Origin of the sequence: Actinomadura rubteroloni, assembly GCF_002911665.1 — a bacterium.
Lineage (GTDB): Bacteria > Actinomycetota > Actinomycetes > Streptosporangiales > Streptosporangiaceae > Spirillospora > Spirillospora rubteroloni.
On record NZ_MTBP01000002.1, the window covers coordinates 1663652 to 1681074 of the forward strand.

Below are 17423 nucleotides of genomic sequence, written 5' to 3' on the forward strand. Positions count from 1 at the left end.
TGTAACTCTTCGGACACCTCTGGTGCTTTTGGGGGGCCGGGGGTACACGAGCTGTAACGAGCACCGCCGCACGGGCAAAGACGACAAAACGCGCAGTGCGTTCAGATGAGCCCCCAACACGGCAGTGCTCGGAGTACGCTTCTTTCGCCGGAAGAGGTCTGGGGCATCCGCCCGTTCAGCCAGGCGATCAACCGGCGGTCCCCGGAACCACCGTTGCCCCGTCACATCAGGATTGAGCCACATGCAGTCCGACATCGACGCCCAGCTCAGCAACTTCTTCGAAGACACGCCCCCACGCGAGTTCGACGTGGTGCTCCGCGGCTACGACCGGCACCAGGTCGACGAGCACATCAAACAGCTCGACGACGAGGTGCGGAAGAACCGTGAACAGACGGGGGCACTGCAGCGAGAGCTGTCGGACGCCCACCGTCAGCTCCAGGAGCAGGAGCGGCCGACGTACTCCGGACTCGGAGCGCGCATCGAGCAGCTCCTGCGGCTCGCCGAGGAGCAGGCGACCGAGCTCGTCCAGGCCGCCCGCAGCGAGGCCAACGAGATCAAGGCCGCCGCCAAGGTCGACGCCGCCGAGTTGCGCGCCACCGCCGAGAACGAGGCCGCCGAGCTGCGCGCCACGGCCCAGCGCGAGGGCGACGACCTGCGCAACGCCGCCGAGCGCGAGGCCGAGGAGGTCCGCACGTCCGCCCGGCGCGAGGCCGACGAGCTGACCTCGACCACCGAGCGCGAGGTCGCCAAGCTGCGCGCCACCGCCGACCACGAGGTCGCCGAGAAGCGCGCGTCCGCCGAGCGCGAGATCGCCAAGCTGCGCACCACGACCGAGCGCGAGGTCGCCCAGCTCCGCGCGTCCACCAAGCGCGAGCGCGACGAGGTCCTCACGACCGCCAAGCGCCAGGCCGACGAGATGCGCGCCCAGGCGCAGCGCATCCTGGAGGAGAGCGAGGCGCAGCGGGCGCAGGCCGAGGCCGAGTTCGAGATCCAGCTCGCCGCCCGGCGCGAGGAGGCCGACCGGCAGGACGCCGAGCGGCACGCCAACGCCCAGGCCGCCACGCAGAAGCTCGTCGCCGAGGCCGAGCAGCGGGCCGCGTCCGCCGAGCAGCGGGCGGCCAAGGCCACCCAGCAGGCCGACCAGACCCGCCGCGAGGCCGACGCGCACGCCAAGCAGCTCATGGCGAACGCCCGCAAGAACTCCGACCAGGTCATCGCCGAGGCCAAGTCGCAGGCCGAGCAGTTGCTCGCCGAGACCAAGGCCGAGGCCGACCGCGTCCGGACGGCCGCGCAGCGCCAGGTGGACGAGCTGACCCGTCAGCGCGACAACATCAACAGCCACCTCAGCCAGCTCCGCCAGCTCATCGGCGGCGTCGCCCCCGCGATGCCCGCGCTCGGCGGCGTCGAGGAGGCCCCGCCGGCCCCGGCGGACAAGCCCGAGCCCAAGCAGGCCCCGGCCAAGCCCGCCCCCAAGCCCGGACCCGCCAAGCCCCAGGCGAAGAAGGACGAGGACGACGAGGACTGGTGGCAGGAGTGACCCTCGCCCGCTGACCGCGTGCCGAGCGCGAGCCGTCGAACGCGGGCAGCCGAGTGAAACGCGAAGCCCGGAGGTGGAACGCCTCCGGGCTTTTCGCCATCTCAGCCGGGAAGCGCCTAAGTTGGCGTGGTGGGACCGGCCGCCTCCCGGGCGGCGGGTGGGGAAGAGGAGAACCCGTGGCCGACGAGCCGCTGCCGAAGCACACGCCGAACGACGAGTCCGGCGTGCCCGCACCAACCCCCCAAGCGGACGACGCCACATCCGCTGCTGAGGCGGGCGCGGAGGGTGAGCGCGTGGCTGTGGGGGCCGGGGGTGGTGTGCGGGCCGGGGACGGGGCCGATGCGTCGGATCCGGGTGAGCCCGCGCCGGCCGCCGTGCCGTTGGCGTCGCCCAAGGCGGTCGCGGTGGTCGGGGACGAGGTCGTGCCCGATCCCGCGCATGACGTCGAGCAGCGCAAGCGCGAGGCGGGGGTGGACCAGCGGTTCCCGTTCGGGCGGCCGGGCGCGCCGCTCGCCGCGCATCCGTTCCGGTTCGGGTTCACCGCCGCGCTCGGCGTGATCACGGCGTGGATGCTCGTCCGGTCGATCACCAGCGCCAAGTCGGTGCTCATCATGATCGTCGTGGCGTTGTTCCTCGCGGTCGGGCTGAACCCGGCGGTGGAGCGGCTGAAGCGGCTCGGGCTGTCGCGGGGGTGGGCCGTCGCGGTCGTGTTCCTCGGCGTGCTGCTGTTCTTCGCGGGGTTCGTGGCGTCGCTGATTCCGCCGCTGACCGAGCAGGTGACCAAGCTCGTCCAGAACATCCCGGACTACATCACCCAGCTTCAGAACAACCGCCGCATCGCGGACTGGGACCGGCGGTACCACCTGCTGGAGCAGGCGCAGAAGAAGATCAGCGAGCCCGGGTTCCAGACGGACCTGCTGAACCGGCTGTACGACGCGGGCAAGGTCGCGCTGAGCGGGACGTTCCAGACGCTCACCGTGCTGATCCTGACGCTGTACTTCCTGTCGTCGCTGCCGCAGATCAAGACGTTCGCCTACCAGCTCGCGCCGCGCTCGCGGCGGGCGCGGGTGGCGCTGCTCGGGGACGAGATCCTGGAGCGCATCGGCGGTTACGTCGCGGGCCAGTTCACGATCGCGTTCATCGCCGGGCTCACGTCCTACGTCTTCCTGGAGATCATGGGGGTGCCGTACGCGCTGGCGCTCGCGCTGATCGTCGCGGTGACGGACCTGATCCCGCTGGTCGGCGCGACGATCGGCGCGGTGATCGTGTGCCTCGTCGTGTTCCTCACCGGGTCGACGTACGAGGGCATCGCGGCCGTGGTCTTCTACGTGATCTACCAGCAGGTCGAGAACTACCTGGTGTACCCGCGCGTCATGAAGCGGACGGTCGACGTCGCGCCCGCCGTGACGATCGTGGCGGCCCTGGTCGGCGGCACGCTGCTCGGCGTGGTCGGCGCGCTGATCGCGATCCCGACGGCGGCGGCCATCGCGCTGCTGATCCGCGAGGTCGTGCTGCCCCGGCAGGAGCAGCAGTAGGTCAGGCCTCGGGGTCGGCCCACTCGGTGGGGAGCGGGAAGGCGGCGGGCGCAACGCGGCGGACGATCTCGTTCAGGACGATCCGGACGTAGTTCTCGCCCACCCACAGGTGCTTGGCGCCGTCCACAGGAACGATGTCGGCTTGCGGAACGCGTGCGAACCGCTTCGCGGCCTCGGCGGGGCGCAGGTAGTCGTCGAACTCGGGGATCAGCGCGACGACCGGACGGCCGTCCGCGCCCCAGGCGTCCAGGTCCGCGTCGGCGGCGCGGTGCAGCGGCGGTGACAGCAGGATCAGTCCCTCCGTCACCGGGTCCCGCCCCCACTTCAGCGCCAGTTCGGTGCCGAACGACCAGCCGAGCAGCCACGGGTGCGGCAGGTCGTGGAACTCGGCGTACTCCAGCGCGGCGGCGACGTCGTACCGCTCGGTCTCGCCGTCGCCGAAGACGCCCTCGCTCGTCCCGCGCGGCGACGACGTGCCGCGCGTGTTGAACCGCAGGACGGCCACGTCCGCCAGCGCGGGCAGCCGGTAGGACGCCTTCCGCAGCAGGTGGCTGTCCATCATGCCCTCGGCCGTCGGCAGCGGGTGCAGGCACAGCAGCGTGGCGACGGGCTCCCGCTCCGGCGGCAGGGCGATCTCCCCGACGAGCCTCAGCCCGTCGGCCGTCTCCAGGACGATGTCCTCCCGCCGCGCGGGCAGCACCGAACCGGCCCGGATCTCCGCCATGACGTCCTCTCAGTACCGCTGACAACCGGCTCGACACCGACCCGGAACCCGCCCAGAGCCGCTCTCAGTACCGCGGGGCGTTGCGCGACCGCTGGACGCGCGGCCCGCGCCGCGTCCGCGCCTTCCAGCACGGCGTGTGCCAGTGCCGCCGCTCGTCCGTCCCGCCCGGCCCGTCGGCCGGCCACGCCACGACGTGCGGGACGCCCGCCGCGATCTCCTGGTCGCACCCCGGACACCGGTACGGCTTCACGGCACGGGCACCCGGAACCGGAACAACGTTCCAGGTACCGTCGGGCCCGTCCTCGACACCGGTGTTCCACGCCGCGCCGGACGCCCGGCGCCCCGGAACGTCACGCCGGTTCTTGCGGGGGCTCATGCGGACCAGGATATTCCGGTCAGCGGAGGGGGCGGGCGGCCGTGGCGTGTTCGCGGAGGATCGGGGCGGGGGCGAGGGCGGGTTCGCGGGACTCGTCGTAGAGGGCGTCGAGGACGGTCACGGCGCGGGCGGTGCCGAGACGGTCCAGGTCGGCGACCGGGCCGGTCGGGTAGCCGCAGCCGAGCGTCATCGCGGCGTCGATGCTGGCGGCGTCGGCGTAGCCCGCGCCGAGCATGTGGGCGGCGTCGTTGAGGTAAGGGAAGCGCAGCGCGTCCACGATGCGGCCGGCGCGGTCGCGGCAGCGGACGGGCGTCCGGCCGAGCGCGGCGAGGAGGGCGGCGGCGCGGTCGGCGGCGGCCGGGTCGGTGAGCGCGGTGACGGCGATCTCGGCGAGCGGCGTGCCCGCTTCGGGGAACCAGAGGCCGACGACGTCGCCGGGGCGTCCGGTGGCGACGGCGCGGTCGGCGACGGGCCCGGCCGAGAGGAACGCGATGACCGTGCCGGGCTTGACGGCGTCGGGTACGGCGGCGTCCTCGGCGACGATCACCAGCTCGGCGGCGGACGGGTCGGCGGTGCCCTCGATGCCGGGCACGGCGCCGAGGACCGCGACGGCGGGCGCGGCGGCCGAGGTCTCGACCGTCTCGGCGGGCGCGCCGTCGTAGGCGTGGAAGCCGCGTCCGGTCTTGCGGCCCAGCAGCCCGGCCGCGACCAGTTCGCGCAGCAGCGGCGACGGCGCGTGGCGGCGGTCGCGCGACTCGGCGTACACCGCGTCGAGGACGCCGAGGCACGTGTCGAGCCCGATCAGGTCCATGAGCGTGAACGGTCCCATCGGCAGCCCGCCGCCGGCCTTCATCGCGACGTCGATGTCGTCGCGGGTCGCGTGCCCGTTCTCCAGCATCGCCGTCGCCTGGTTCAGGTACCCGAACAGAAGGCGGTTGGCGACGAAACCGGCGCGGTCCCCGACCGTCACCGGCGTCTTGCCGAGCTTGGTGACGAGATCGGCGACGCCCGCGACGGCGGCCGGCTCGGCGAGCACGGTCGTGATGACCTCGACCAGCTTCATCACCGGCGCGGGGTTGAAGAAGTGGACGCCGACGATCTTGGTCGGCCGGTTCGTGGCGACCGCGATCTCGGTGACCGAGAGCGAGGAGGTGTTGGTCGCGAGCACGGCGTCCGCCCGGCACACCTCGTCCAGCCGCGCGAACACCTGGCGCTTGAGGTCGATCCGCTCCGGGACGGCCTCGATCACGAGATCGCAGTCCGCCAGCGCCGCGAAGTCGGTGGACAGCTCGATCCGGTCCAGGATCTCGCGCTGCCCGTCGGGGGTGAGCTTGCCGCGCTTGACGGCCCGTCCGGTGGACTTCTCCAGGTGGCCGCGTCCGCGCTCCAGCGCGTCCGCGTTGATCTCGATCCCGACGACGGGCAGGGCGCCCCGCGCGACGACCTCCGCGATGCCCGCGCCCATCGTCCCGAGTCCGACCACACCGACCTTGCTGAAGGAAACCGTGCTCATGCCCGCAGTCTCCCAGAGGGGTCGCGCGGGGTATGACCCGGAGGTGCGCTTCGGAGTCTTCCTGCTGGCCGCCCGCTTCCCCGGCGAGGACGACGCCGCGTCGCTCGACCGGACCGTCCGCGCGGCCGTGGCCGCCGAGCGTGCCGGGTTCGACGACGTGTGGCTCGCCGAGCACCACTTCATGTCCTACGGGGTGATCCCGTCGGCGCTGACGCTGGCCGGGCACCTGCTCGGACGAACCCGGCGGATCACCGTCGGCACGGCCGTCACGGTGCTCCCGGCCCGCCATCCGGTCGCGGTCGCCGAGGAGGCGGCGCTGCTCTCGCTCGTCTCGGGCGGACGGCTCGCGCTCGGCGTCGGGCGCGGCGGTCCCTGGCAGGACCTGGAGGTCTTCGGGACGGGCCTCGCCCGCTACGAGACGGGCTTCCCCGAGGCGCTGGACCTGCTGCTGGCGTGGCTGCGGTCCGAGCGCGTCGGCTGGACGGGCGAGCACTTCGCGTTCCGCGACGTTCCGGTCGTGCCGCGCGCCGCGACGCCGCCGCCGGTCGTGGTGGCGTGCACGTCGCCGGAGACCGAGGCCGTCGCCGCCGCGCGCGGCCTGCCGATGCTGCTCGGGATGCACGTGGACGACGCCGAGAAGGCTCGCGCGGTCGCGCGGCACGGCGTCCCGGCGCCGCACGTGTCGGCGCATCTCGCGCAGGTCGGCGCGTCGCGGGCGGCGGCGACGGAGCTGCTGCTGCGCGAGATGCCGCGCTGGCTCGGCCCCGGTCTGGACGGCTATGTCCCGGTGGACGGCCGTCCGCGCCCGTCCCGCGACCCGGAGGCGTACGTGCGGCGGCTCTGCGCGACGCATCCGGTGGGCGGCCCGGACGAGTGCGCCGCCGCGATCCGCGCCACGATCGACGCGACCGGCATCGACCGGCTGATGTTCCTGGTCGAGGGCGCGGGCTCGGCCGCGGCGACGCTGGAGAACCTCGAACGTCTCGGCACCGAGGTGCTCCCCCGGCTCAGGTCCTAGCCTGGGCGGCATGCGGGTGCGGGCGGCGCGGCCGGACGAGGCGGAGGCGCTGAGCGCGCTCGTCCTGCGGTCCAAGGCCCACTGGGGCTATGACGCGGCGTTCCTGGCGGCGTGCCGGGACGAGCTGAGGCTGCGTCCCGGGGACGTCGCGGCGCGGCGCGCGGTCGTCGCCGAGCGGGACGGCACCGTCGCCGGCGTCGCCACCCTGGACGGCGACCCCCCGGACGGCGAACTCGGCCTGCTGTTCGTGGAACCGCGCGCCCTGCGGACCGGCGTCGGACGGCTGCTGTACCGGCACGTCCTGGCGGAGGCCGGACGGCAGGGGTTCGCCCGCGTGACCGTCCGGTCGGACCCGCACGCGGCGGGCTTCTACCGCGCGATGGGCGCCGAGCCCGCCGCGCCGGACGCGGGCCTGCCGGTCTTCACGGCGTGGCCGGTCCCGCCGGAGCCCGCGTGGGCGCGGGCGTGGGCGGCGGGCGGCCCGGACGTCCGGGTCGGGAACGTCGCGGCGTTCAACGGCCAGTTCTGCCGCGTCCCGCAGCGTCCGGACCACTACTCGTGCATGGTGATGTTCTGCGGGCCGATGCCAGCCGGGCTGGTGCTGCCCGAGCGCGTGGACGACTGGTGGCTCCGCGCGACGGCCGCCGCGCTCGGCTGGGACGACGTCCCGGCGCTCACCCATGTCGCGGGCGGGCGCGTCGTCCCGTGGGGCCGCACGTCGGGAACCCCCGAGGTCATGGCCGCCATCCGCCACTACGAGTCCAAGCGCCACGCGCACGCGCTGTTCACGGCGCTGGCGCCCGAGCACCCCGGCATCGTCGTCCCCGCGCGCCGGCCGGTGCGCTCGCGGCGTGCGCTGGCGCGGGAGCTGGCCGGAGGGCCGCTCGTCCTGAAGGCGGAGTACGGCGTCGGCGGGTCCGGGACGCGCGTCGTGACCCCCGGCGGGCGTCTCCCCCGCCGCGTCGCGGGCCTGCTGGTGGAGGACCACGTCGCGAAGGACGACCGCTTCCCCGACCCGACGTTCGACGCGTTCATCGACGGCGCCGGGACGGTCCACCCCGTCGGGACCGGGCTGATGGACGTCGCCGGAACCGCGTACCGGGGCGTCACCGTCGGCCGCGTCCCGGGCGGCGTCGCGACGACGGCCGAGACGTTCGGCGTCCACGTCGGCCGCGTGCTCGCCGAGGACGGCTATCGCGGCTGGTACGACGTCGACTTCGTCACCGCCCGGACGGGCCGCCTCGCCCCCACCGAGATCAATCTGCGCCTCACCGGCCCTGCCGTCGCGTTCCACCTCAAGGCGACGTTCGACCGGCTGCGCGGCGGCGACCACCTCGTCCGGACGCTGGACCGCGTGCCGCTCGGCGCCCGCCTGCCCCCGCCCGCGCTGCGCCGCCACGTCGAACGCCTCACCCGGACGTGCGCGGACGCGGGCGCCGTGCTCGTCGTGACGATCCCGACGGCCGCGTTCGACCCCGTCCCCTACCTCGGCGTCGCGCTCGCCGCCCGCACGCCCGAAGCCCTCGACCAAGCGACGCAGGCCGTCCGGGACGCGAACCGCGCCCTCGGCGCGATGTTCCGGGACCTGGACGTCAGTCGTCGCGGTGCCGGGCGAACGCGAACGCGACGAGCACGCCCGCCGCGAGCATGAGCGTGACGTTGAACCCGTAGACCAGCGCGGCCTGCGACCCCCAGTCCGTCTTGCCGGTGAGCCGGTAGGAGTTGTCCTGCGGCCACCACGACGCGAGCAGCCACCCGACCGCCAGGTGCGCGAGGACGGTCAGCCACCGGGGCCGGTCGAACCGGTCGAGCATCGGATACCCGAACATCAGGAACGCGACGCCGAGCCCGAACGCCAGCGACTCCGCCAGATAGAGTCCCCGGAAGAACCCGGACCACGGGCCGGGCACGGCCGACACGTCCGTCGAACCGGGCCAGATCGCGTCCGTCAGCAGGAGCGACAACAGCGCCACGGCGGCGGCCACGCCGAGCAGGACGCCGACGCGCTCCCCGTCGCCCATCGCGGCGCCCTTGCCGCCGCGCGCCTCGCCGGGCAGCACCGGCAGCGGCAGATCGTCGTGGGCCACCTTGCCGGACGGCCGGCGCGGCAGCTCGTCCACAAGAATCACCGCGCGCGGGATCCGGGCGGAGCGCACCTTGGGGCCGCGCAGGAACGACCGGACCTTCTGCGCGTCGAGGGCCGGGTCCGCGCTGACGACGTAGGCGACCAGGACTTTCCGGCCGCCACTGGCACGAATGGTCGTGACCGCGCACTCGCGGACGTCCGGGTGCCGGTCCAGCTCCGCCTCGACGTCGTCGTAGGCCATCCCCACCTCCCGGACGGGGATGATGCCACGAACGACCCGGACGGCACGATAACCGGCAAAGCCACAATCACCCCGCCGGACGGCCGCAAACAGGCGTCCGGAACGCGGCGGGCGCGCGGGCGAACTAAGCTCGGGCGCCGTGCGTCTCGTTATCGCCCGGTGCAGCGTCGACTACGCCGGCAAGCTCACGGCCCATCTCCCCCTGGCTCTGCGCCTCGTCCTCATCAAGGCGGACGGCAGCGTGAGCGTCCATGCCGACGACCGCGCCTACAAGCCGCTGAACTGGATGAACCCGCCGTGCTCCCTCAAGGAGGAGCCGTTCGACGAGGGCGGCGCGACCGCCCGCTGGACGGTCACGCACGGCAAGTCCGGCGAACGGCTCATCCTCACGATCCACGAGGTCCTGCACGACACCAGCCACGAGCTGGGCCTGGACCCCGGTCTCCAGAAGGACGGCGTCGAGGCCCACCTCCAGGAACTCCTCGCCGAGCACATCACGACGCTCGGCGCCGGCTACTCGCTCATCCGCCGCGAGTTCCCGACCGCGATCGGGCCGGTCGACATCCTGTGCCGGGACGCGGCGGGCCGCACCGTCGCCGTCGAGTTGAAGCGGCGCGGCGAAATCGACGGCGTTGAGCAGTTGACCCGCTACCTCGAACTGCTGAACCGCGACCCGCTGATCGCGCCCGTGCGCGGGGTGTTCGCCGCGCAGGAGATCAAGCCGCAGGCGCGCGTGCTCGCCGCCGACCGGGGCATCGACTGCGTCACGCTCGACTACGACGCCCTGCGCGGCATCGAGCACGAAGGGACGTTGTTCTAGCCGGGCAGCCAGAGGTGGGCGACGGTCCGGGTCTCCTTGTTCGTCACCGCGATCTCCCGGTAGGCGGCCGGGTTGACCATGATGCTGGCGGCCGTCGCCTCGCGGAACAGGGCGGCGGAGACGAGCAGGCCGAGGTCGGCGCCCGCGTCCTCGATCGCGTCCTTGAACGCGGCGGCGTCCAGCAGCCGCGCCAGGTGGACCACCGCGTCGCCGTGGACGCCGAACGCGTCCTCGTGGACCCGTCCGCTGTGCACGGCGACCCGTAGCCGGAGGCGGCTGATCGGGTTGGCGAGCCGGTTCGGGTGGCGCAGGAGCGCGGCGAGGTGGTGGGCGAGCGGGTCCATCGCCTCGGCCGGGTCCACGTCGGGCGGGGTGATGATGAGGACGCCGTCGCCCCGGTCCTCGAAGCGGCAGTCCGCCCACGGCAGTCCCGTGATCTTGAACGCGTCGGTGAGGACGCCGTACATCCGGTCGCGCAGGTAGGCCTGGGTGCCCGCGTCGCGCCGCCGGTCGTGGCCGAAGCCGACGATGTCGGTGCCGATGATGGTCCGGTTCATGGTCTCTTCTCAATGGGGGGTCGTCGGGAGGGGCGCCGGTCCGTCACGGCGGCTCGTCGTCCATGAGCGGGTCGGCCCAGAACGTCTCCAGCTCGGCGGCGGTGAGGTCGCTGATCGGCGCGGCGCGCAGCCGCCGGCCGGTCCGGATCGACCAGACCGTGATCAGCGACAGCGCGAGATGGGCGGTGCGCGCCGGGTCGTCGGCGCGGTGGCGGTCGCCGGGCTGGTCGAACCGCTGGACGGTCGTCAGCGAACGCTCGGCAGAGCGCATGTGGGCTCCCTTCGCTCGGACATTGACGGGGCACCACTCTGGCCGGGCGGCGCGACTTCCCGCCGCCAAATGCGCTATGCCGGACGACATCGGATGAGGCCGGATAAATGCGGCCGTCATCCTGGCTATCCGGGTTTCTATCCGCCGAAATATCCGAATAGGGGATGTAACCCGGGTGTCTCGTGTGGCAAGAATCCGGATGACCGTGAATGTGGCATCTGACGCAGTCATCGGAACAAGCGATGGGATCATGACCGGACAGGACCGTCCGTCGATCGACCGAGGTGGCACCGATGCCCAACGAGGAGCGTCAGAACAAGATCGCTGACGTTATCTCCCTGCTTCAGGAGAATCGTCACATTTCGGGCACGCCTTCCTTCGGGACGATCGAGAACTTCGCCAAGGAACTCGCCGCGCGCCCGCAGCCCGTGCTGGAGGTGGAGGTCGGCGAACTCCCGCACTCGACCGTCTACGACCTGCTCACCCGCAACCGCGAGCGCCGCCGCCGGATGCCGCGCCAGGACCTCGTGGAATCGCTGTGGGCGACGCTGGCCGTCTACGGCGCCGAACGCGGCAAGGACGTGGCGAAGATGCACACGCTCGCGGAACTGCGCGCCCGGATGGCCGCGATCGACGCGGTCCCGACCCCGTCCGGCGCCGACCTCGCGCGGACGCACGGCGTCGCGGCCGGGACGTCGGCCGAGGCGGCGGCGGAGGCGCTGGCGAACGGCACGCACGGCTGCTGCAGCCTGGTCCCGCCGCGCGCGGACGATCCCGGCGGGGGCGTGCGCACCGAGGTCGGCCGGGACCGGATCCGCGCCGTCCAGCGCTGCGCCAGGCTCCGCGACACGCACCGCCGCTCGCCGCGCGTGTGGTGGTACGGCTTCCGGGACGTCGTCCCGCCGTGGTTCGAGGTCTACCTCACGCTGGAGCCCGAGCTGGCGTCGATCCGCACCTACGCGCCGCGCCGCGTCCCCGGCCTGCTCCAGACGCCCGCCTACGCCGAGCGCGCCATCGCCCGCGACCGGCCCGGCCTGCCCGCCGCCGAGCTGGCCCGCCGCGTCGAGATGCGCCTCGCCCGCCAGCACATCCTGCACCGCCCCGATCCGCCCCGGCTGTGGTGCGTGGTCGAGGAGAAGGCGCTGCCGCCCACCGACTGGCCGGACGACGTCCGCCGCGAGCAGATCCGCCACCTTCTCGACGTCGCGCTGCTCCCCCATGTGTGCATTCAGCTCATGCCGTCCGACAGCGACGGCGCGAGCGACGGCCCATTGACGCTCCTGCGCCTTCCCGAACAGGGATTCCCGGATCTGATTTTCCTGGAGCAGGCCAACCACGGGCTTTATCCGCACGGCCCCGGCGACGAGCGCTACTATGCCGGGCTGTTCAACTCCCTCGCGACCCAGGCGTCCACTCCCGACGCGAGCGTGCGCAGGCTCCACGCGCTTCTTGGCCGACTCCAGCCAGAAGATCATTAGCGCGTGCGCCGTCCCGCCGCGTTTGTTTTGATGGAGGGACGTCGCACGCGGGAGGCCGGGATTGAGCACCGACGACGACTTCTTCGCCGCCGCCGAACAGGACCTGCTGGCGGGGATCGACACGAGCGTCCCGCATTCGGCGCGCATCTGGAACTACTGGCTCGGCGGCAACGACAACTTCCCCGTCGACCGGCAGGCGGGCGACGAGTACACGCGCGTCTACCCGGGGATCATCGACCTGGCCCGCGCGTCGCGGGAATTCCTCGGCCGGGCCGTCGCGCACCTGGCGGGCGAGCGGGGCGTCCGGCAGTTCCTCGACGTCGGGACGGGCCTGCCCACCGAGGACAGCACCCACCAGGTCGCGCAGCGGATCGCGCCGGACGCCCGGATCGTCTACGTCGACAACGACCCGATGGTCCTCGCGCACGCCCGCGCGCTGCTCACCGGACGGCCCGGCGGGTCCACGCACTACATCGACGCCGACGTCCGCGACCCCGACGCGATCATCGACCGGGCGCGCGGGCACCTGGACTTCGGCCGTCCGGTCGCGCTGCTGCTGATGGGCGTCCTCGGCCACATCGGCGACGACGCGGAGGCCGCCGGCATCGTCGCGCGGCTCCTCGACCGGCTGCCGTCCGGCGGCTACCTCGCCCTCTACGACGGCACCGCGACCGACGAGGCGTTCCTCGCGGCGCAGCAGGGCTACGACGACACCGGCGCCGTCCCGTACCGGCTGCGCAGCCCCGCGCAGGTCACCGCGTTCTTCGCCGGCCTGGAGCCCGTCGCGCCCGGCATCGTGCCGATCGCCCGCTGGCGGCCCGCGCCCGGCCGGGCGGCCGCCGACGTCGACGCCTACGGCGGAGTGGGCCGCAAGCCCTGACCGGCGCTATCGTGCCGGTCTTGACGGGGACCCGACGCGGGTCCCGGTAGCGTCGGGGACGGCACGGGGAGCACGGGGGGTGGCGATGTTCGCGCACGGACGGACGGCCGGACGGCCGGAGGTGCGGCCGAGCCCGCTGTTCCTCGCCATCGCGGCGGTCACCGTCCTGAGCGGGCTGATCTGCTGGCGCTACGAGCTGATCATCGAGCGGCCCGCGCGGATCGCGGTGTTCGGGTTCGTGGTCGCGGGCTGGGTGCTGACGCTGTGCGTCCACGAGTTCGCGCACGCCTACTTCGCCTACCGGTCCGGCGACCACTCGGTCGCGACGCGCGGCTACCTGACGCTGAACCCGCTGCACTACGCCGACCGCGTGCTCAGCTTCGCGATCCCGGTCGTGTTCATCCTGCTCGGCGGGATCGGGCTGCCGGGCGGCGCGGTCTGGCTGGACCGGCACGCGATCCGCGGCCGCGCGCGGCAGAGCCTGGTGTCGGCGGCGGGCCCGTTGTCCAACGCCCTGTTCGCGATCATGCTCTCGGTCGTGTTCAAGAACTTCGCGACGCGCGAGCACGGCGTGTTCTGGACGGCCATCGCGTTCCTCGGGTTCCTCCAGGTGACGGCCGCGCTGCTGAACCTCCTGCCGATCCCCGGCCTGGACGGCTTCGGGATCGCCGAGCCCTACCTGCCCCCGACGGTGAAGGCGTGGGCGGACCAGTACGGCGGGTTCGTCTTCCTCGGGCTGCTCGCGGTGCTGTGGCTCGTCCCGGCCGCGAACGAGGCGTTCTTCGACGCGACCTACCGCCTGTGCGACGCGATCGGCCTGAACGGCGCCGACATCCAGATCGGCCGCGCCCTCTTCGAGTTCTGGCGCGACTGACGCCGCGTCAGCGGCCGAGGCGGCGCAGCAGCGCGCGGAGCTGGGCGGTGTAGCGGGCGCGGAACTCCGGCGACGCGGGGTCCAGGCCGGTGACGGCGCGGATCGTCGGGCCCACCGCGACGGGCGCGCTGACGAGCGCGTGCATCATGACCATCACGTAGGCAGGGTCGAACTCGGGGGCGAGGTCGCCCTCGTCCTGCCGCCGCCGCAGCGCCGCGAGGTCGTCGTACTCGGGGGCGATCTCCTCCAGCCGCTCGGTGAGCGCGCGCCAGAGGGAGAGCCGGACGCCGCGCGGGTCGTCCATGGCGTTGTCGAGGTAGCGCAGGATCAGCTCGTCCAGCGGGAGGGACGGGTCCGCGAACTCCGCCTCGCGGATCAGCCAGCGTTCGCGCAGCGCGCGGTACAGGCCCTCCTTGCCGCCGAAGTGGTAGCTGATGAGCTGCTTGTTGACCCCGGCGCGGTCGGCGATGTCCTGGACGCGCGCCCCCGCGTAGCCCTTCTCGGAGAAGACGTCGTGCGCCGCGTCCAGGAGCGCGCGGCGGGTCCGTTCGGGGTCCTGCCTGCGGTCTTCCGGCGCGGGAGTGCGTCGCGGGGCGGTCGGTGGGGTCACGGGCGCAGCATACCGAATCGTCATCCATCCGGATGTTTGATAACTTCAACCAACCAGATGAAAAGGGGCTCCCATGTATCTCATCGCCGGTGCGACCGGAAACGTCGGCCGCCATGTGGTGACCGGCCTGCTCGACGCGGGCGAGCCGGTCCGCGCCCTCACCCGCGACCCCGCGACGGCCGACCTCCCGGCGGGCGCGGCGGCCGTCGCGACCGCCGACGCCGCCACCGCCCTGGACGGCGTCACGGCCGTCTTCGTCCACGCGGTCGTCTTCCACGACCTGCCCGGGTTCCTCGCCGCCGCCGGGGAGCACGGCGTGCGGCGCGTCGTCACGCTGTCGTCGCAGGCGTCCACGACGCCCGGCAACCCGATCGGCGACCTGCACCTGTACCTGGAGGAGCGGATCGAGGAGTCCGGGCTGGAGTGGGTCCACCTGCGTCCGGGCGCGTTCGCGGTGAACACGCTCGCGTGGGCCGGGCAGATCCGCGGCGACGGCGTCGTCCGCCTCCCCTACCCCGACGCGCAGATCAGCGCGATCCACGAGCGCGACATCGCCGACGTCGCCGTCCGCGCCTTCCTGACCGACGACCTGGTCGGCACGCGGCCCGTCCTGTCCGGCCCGGAGTCGCTCCGGATGGCCGATCAGGTGCGGCTCATCGGAGACGCGATCGGCCGCGACCTGACGACCGAGCGCATCGACGTGAAGGTCGCCCGCGACGCGATGGTCGGCGGCTTCGTCACCGGGGAGATGGCCGACTGGATGCTGTCCGCCCAGGCGAGGACGGTCGCCGAGGGCGCCGAGGTCTCCCCCGAGACCGAGCGGATCCTCGGGCGTCCGGGCCGGACGTTCGCCGACTGGGCCGTCGAGCACGCCGCCGACTTCGCCTGATCTCCTGACGGCCGCGCCCGCGCGCGGCCGTCAGTCCCCGGCGTCGCGCGCCGCGACCTCGTCGCGCGCCCAGCGCGCCCAGTCGCGGCGCATCTCCATGAACCGCTTGCCGTACTCGATGGCGAGCCCGCCGTAGAAGGACAGGTCGTCCTCTTTCCACGGGATCCGCTCGTCCAGCTCGACGAGTTCGTCCAGCATCCCGGCGAGCGCGTCGGACTCGGCGTCCAGCAGCGCGGCGGCCGTGGCGGCACCCGCCTGACCGAAGAAGAACACGCGCAGCATCGGCTCGTCCCGCCGCAGGTAGCGCGGCCGGGTCTCGGTGAGCCAGCGGCGCATCTCCGCGCGGCCCGCGTCGGTGATCGCGTACTCCTTGCGCCCGCGCGGCCCCTCGGCGGCGACGCGGATCAGGCCGTCGTCCGCGAGCCGGCCCAGCTCGCCGTAGATCTGGCTCTGCGTGGCCGTCCAGACGTTCGCCAGCGACACGTCGAACACCTTCAGCAGGTCGTAGCCGCTGGCGCCCTCCAGTTCGGCGATCAGTCCCAGCACGGCGTGGCGAAGGCTCATGGCCGAAATCATATCCCAGTGTTGACATGTCAGAAGTGGAATGTCATCGTTCTGACCTGTCGAAAGTGGAATGTCGGCTCGTCCGGAGGAGCAGCCCGTGAACGCACAGCCCGCCTGGCTCGACGGCCATCTGGCGCCCGTCCCCGACGAGATCGACGCCGTGGACCTCGCCGTCACCGGCACGCTGCCGCCCGAGCTGACCGGGCGTTTCTTCCGCAACGGCCCGAACCCCGCGCCCGGCCAGAACACCGGCCACTGGTTCACCGGCCCCGGGATGATCCACGGGATCCGGCTGCGGGACGGACGCGCCGAGTGGTACCGCAACCGCTGGGTGAAGACGGCCGCGCTCGCCGGCGCGCCGTTCGTCCGCCCGGACTTCACGTTCGACCTGACGGCCGTCCCGGCGAACACCCACGTCGTCCCGCACGGCGACAAGATCTACGCGCTGGTCGAGGCCGGGCTCCCCTACGAGGTCACGCCCGAGCTGGACACCGTCGGGCCGTGCGACTTCGGCGGACGGCTCACCACCGCCATGACCGCGCACCCCAAGCAGGACCCGGTCACCGGCGAGCTGCTGTTCTTCGGGTACGGGTTCCTCCCGCCGTACCTCACCTACCACCGGCTGTCGGCGGACGGCGAGCTGGTCGAGAGCCGCGAGATCGCCGTCCCCGGCCCGACGATGATGCACGACTTCGCGATCACCGAGCACCACGTCGTCTGGCTGGACCTGCCGGTCGTGTTCGACCTGGACCTCGCGCTGAACGGGGCCGCGATGCCGTTCCGCTGGGACGACGGGTACGGCGCGCGGATCGGCGTCATGCCGCGCGCGGGCGGCGACGTCCAGTGGTTCGACGTCGACCCTTGCTACGTCTTCCACGTCGGCAACGCGCACGAGCGCGACGGGCGGATCGTCCTGGACGGCGCCCGCTACCTCCCCGGCGCGTTCGCCGACGTCTGGGCGACCATCGGCGGTACGGCGGACCCCGCCCGGCACATCGGGGGCGCGGGCGGGGCCACGCTGCACCGCTGGACGTTCGACCCGGCCACCGGCAAGACGACCGAGGAGTCCCTGGACGACCGCACGATCGAGTTCCCCACCCACGACGACGCCCGCACCGGCCGCGAGCACCGCTACCTCTACACGGTCGGCGGCGCGGTCGACCGGAACGGGACGCCCGGTTCGATCGTGAAGTACGACCTGGCCACGGGCGGGGCGATCGCGGTCGCGGCGCAGACGCCGGGCGAGGCGGTGTTCGTCCCGGCGCCGGGCGCCCGCGCCGAGGACGAGGGCTGGCTGCTCGCGCTCGTCGGCGGGACGGAACTGGCCGTGCTCGACGCCACCGACCTCCGGCGGGTCGCGTCGGTCGCGCTGCCGCGCCGTGTCCCCGCCGGTTTTCATGGGAATTGGATCCCTGACGCTTGATTTGCACGGTACGCCCGGGGCTAGGGT

Annotated in this window: 18 protein-coding genes; 10 read left to right on the forward strand and 8 right to left on the reverse strand. The window is 73.1% G+C overall.

Going from position 1 to position 17423, the window contains the following annotated elements; translation table 11 throughout:
* The first annotated feature begins 241 nt into the window (after positions 1–241).
* On the forward strand, positions 242–1537 hold the full coding sequence (locus BTM25_RS19145) for a DivIVA domain-containing protein (protein WP_103564213.1): 1296 nt from the start codon (positions 242–244) through the stop codon (positions 1535–1537).
* A 176-nt stretch (positions 1538–1713) separates the two neighbouring features.
* Positions 1714–3072, forward strand: a complete 1359-nt coding sequence (locus BTM25_RS19150) for an AI-2E family transporter (RefSeq protein WP_235828485.1) — start codon at positions 1714–1716, stop codon at positions 3070–3072.
* A 1-nt stretch (position 3073) separates the two neighbouring features.
* On the opposite strand, the gene BTM25_RS19155 is transcribed toward BTM25_RS19150, so the two are convergent.
* From BTM25_RS19155 to BTM25_RS19165, 3 genes are all read right to left on the reverse strand, one after another.
* Positions 3074–3796 carry an alpha/beta hydrolase gene (locus BTM25_RS19155; protein WP_103564214.1) on the reverse strand — a complete coding sequence of 241 codons (723 nt, stop codon included), beginning with the start codon at positions 3794–3796 and terminating at the stop codon, positions 3074–3076.
* Between the two features lie 64 nt (positions 3797–3860).
* Entirely contained in the window at positions 3861–4172 is a 312-nt protein-coding gene (locus BTM25_RS19160) for an ATP/GTP-binding protein (protein ID WP_103564215.1), read from the reverse strand.
* A gap of 19 nt (positions 4173–4191) precedes the next feature.
* On the reverse strand, positions 4192–5685 hold the full coding sequence (locus BTM25_RS19165; protein WP_103564216.1) for a 3-hydroxybutyryl-CoA dehydrogenase: 1494 nt from the start codon (positions 5683–5685) through the stop codon (positions 4192–4194).
* A gap of 43 nt (positions 5686–5728) precedes the next feature.
* Between BTM25_RS19165 and BTM25_RS19170 the strand changes: the two genes are divergently transcribed.
* Positions 5729–6703, forward strand: coding sequence for an LLM class flavin-dependent oxidoreductase (locus tag BTM25_RS19170; RefSeq protein ID WP_103564217.1), 975 nt, complete (start codon positions 5729–5731; stop codon positions 6701–6703).
* Positions 6704–6713: 10 nt separating this feature from the next.
* On the forward strand, positions 6714–8354 hold the full coding sequence (locus BTM25_RS19175; protein WP_103564218.1) for a GNAT family N-acetyltransferase: 1641 nt from the start codon (positions 6714–6716) through the stop codon (positions 8352–8354).
* Here BTM25_RS19175 and BTM25_RS19180 read toward each other — a convergent pair.
* On the reverse strand, positions 8296–9030 hold the full coding sequence (locus BTM25_RS19180; protein WP_103564219.1) for an AMP-binding enzyme: 735 nt from the start codon (positions 9028–9030) through the stop codon (positions 8296–8298). The genes BTM25_RS19175 and BTM25_RS19180 overlap by 59 nt on opposite strands.
* A 139-nt stretch (positions 9031–9169) precedes the next feature.
* Here BTM25_RS19180 and nucS point away from each other — a divergent pair, with 139 nt between their 5' ends.
* Entirely contained in the window at positions 9170–9850 is a 681-nt protein-coding gene (gene nucS, locus BTM25_RS19185) for an endonuclease NucS (protein WP_103564220.1), read from the forward strand.
* Here nucS and BTM25_RS19190 read toward each other — a convergent pair.
* Both BTM25_RS19190 and BTM25_RS19195 read right to left on the reverse strand, forming a co-directional pair.
* On the reverse strand, positions 9847–10407 hold the full coding sequence (locus tag BTM25_RS19190) for a nucleotidyl cyclase domain-containing protein (protein WP_103564221.1): 561 nt from the start codon (positions 10405–10407) through the stop codon (positions 9847–9849). The genes nucS and BTM25_RS19190 overlap by 4 nt on opposite strands.
* 43 nt (positions 10408–10450) lie before the next feature.
* Positions 10451–10678, reverse strand: a complete 228-nt coding sequence (locus tag BTM25_RS19195) for a hypothetical protein (protein WP_103564222.1) — start codon at positions 10676–10678, stop codon at positions 10451–10453.
* Positions 10679–10971: 293 nt separating this feature from the next.
* On the opposite strand from BTM25_RS19195, the gene BTM25_RS19200 reads away from it, so the two are divergent.
* From BTM25_RS19200 to BTM25_RS19210, 3 genes are all read left to right on the forward strand, one after another.
* Positions 10972–12156 carry a DUF5753 domain-containing protein gene (locus BTM25_RS19200; protein ID WP_103564223.1) on the forward strand — a complete coding sequence of 395 codons (1185 nt, stop codon included), beginning with the start codon at positions 10972–10974 and terminating at the stop codon, positions 12154–12156.
* A 61-nt stretch (positions 12157–12217) separates the two neighbouring features.
* Entirely contained in the window at positions 12218–13036 is an 819-nt protein-coding gene (locus BTM25_RS19205; RefSeq protein WP_205648150.1) for an SAM-dependent methyltransferase, read from the forward strand.
* 85 nt (positions 13037–13121) lie between these two features.
* Positions 13122–13910: a site-2 protease family protein gene (locus tag BTM25_RS19210; protein WP_103564739.1), complete on the forward strand. Its 789-nt coding sequence runs from the start codon at positions 13122–13124 to the stop codon at positions 13908–13910.
* Positions 13911–13917: 7 nt separating this feature from the next.
* Here the strand turns inward: BTM25_RS19210 and BTM25_RS19215 are convergent, their stop codons facing one another.
* Positions 13918–14520, reverse strand: coding sequence for a TetR/AcrR family transcriptional regulator (locus BTM25_RS19215; protein ID WP_235828486.1), 603 nt, complete (start codon positions 14518–14520; stop codon positions 13918–13920).
* Between the two features lie 73 nt (positions 14521–14593).
* On the opposite strand from BTM25_RS19215, the gene BTM25_RS19220 reads away from it, so the two are divergent.
* Positions 14594–15409, forward strand: coding sequence for an SDR family oxidoreductase (locus tag BTM25_RS19220; RefSeq protein WP_103564225.1), 816 nt, complete (start codon positions 14594–14596; stop codon positions 15407–15409).
* Between the two features lie 30 nt (positions 15410–15439).
* Here the strand turns inward: BTM25_RS19220 and BTM25_RS19225 are convergent, their stop codons facing one another.
* The gene (locus BTM25_RS19225; protein WP_103564226.1) at positions 15440–15973 is read right to left on the reverse strand and encodes a PadR family transcriptional regulator; all 534 of its coding nucleotides are present in this window, start codon (positions 15971–15973) and stop codon (positions 15440–15442) included.
* 97 nt (positions 15974–16070) lie between these two features.
* Here BTM25_RS19225 and BTM25_RS19230 point away from each other — a divergent pair, with 97 nt between their 5' ends.
* The gene (locus tag BTM25_RS19230; protein WP_205648151.1) at positions 16071–17396 is read left to right on the forward strand and encodes a carotenoid oxygenase family protein; all 1326 of its coding nucleotides are present in this window, start codon (positions 16071–16073) and stop codon (positions 17394–17396) included.
* Positions 17397–17423 lie beyond the last annotated feature (27 nt).

Bases quoted from the DNA above. Each gene is read 5' to 3' on its own strand.
- BTM25_RS19175 (WP_103564218.1), top strand. From the start codon at position 6,714: ATGCGGGTGCGGGCGGCGCGGCCGGACGAGGCGGAGGCGCTGAGCGCG.
- BTM25_RS19195 (WP_103564222.1), bottom strand. From the start codon at position 10,678: ATGCGCTCTGCCGAGCGTTCGCTGACGACCGTCCAGCGGTTCGACCAG.
- BTM25_RS19220 (WP_103564225.1), top strand. From the start codon at position 14,594: ATGTATCTCATCGCCGGTGCGACCGGAAACGTCGGCCGCCATGTGGTG.
- BTM25_RS19180 (WP_103564219.1), bottom strand. From the start codon at position 9,030: ATGGCCTACGACGACGTCGAGGCGGAGCTGGACCGGCACCCGGACGTC.
- BTM25_RS19160 (WP_103564215.1), bottom strand. From the start codon at position 4,172: ATGAGCCCCCGCAAGAACCGGCGTGACGTTCCGGGGCGCCGGGCGTCC.
- BTM25_RS19225 (WP_103564226.1), bottom strand. From the start codon at position 15,973: ATGAGCCTTCGCCACGCCGTGCTGGGACTGATCGCCGAACTGGAGGGC.
- BTM25_RS19165 (WP_103564216.1), bottom strand. From the start codon at position 5,685: ATGAGCACGGTTTCCTTCAGCAAGGTCGGTGTGGTCGGACTCGGGACG.
- BTM25_RS19200 (WP_103564223.1), top strand. From the start codon at position 10,972: ATGCCCAACGAGGAGCGTCAGAACAAGATCGCTGACGTTATCTCCCTG.
- BTM25_RS19210 (WP_103564739.1), top strand. From the start codon at position 13,122: ATGTTCGCGCACGGACGGACGGCCGGACGGCCGGAGGTGCGGCCGAGC.
- BTM25_RS19145 (WP_103564213.1), top strand. From the start codon at position 242: ATGCAGTCCGACATCGACGCCCAGCTCAGCAACTTCTTCGAAGACACG.
- BTM25_RS19155 (WP_103564214.1), bottom strand. From the start codon at position 3,796: ATGGCGGAGATCCGGGCCGGTTCGGTGCTGCCCGCGCGGCGGGAGGAC.
- BTM25_RS19190 (WP_103564221.1), bottom strand. From the start codon at position 10,407: ATGAACCGGACCATCATCGGCACCGACATCGTCGGCTTCGGCCACGAC.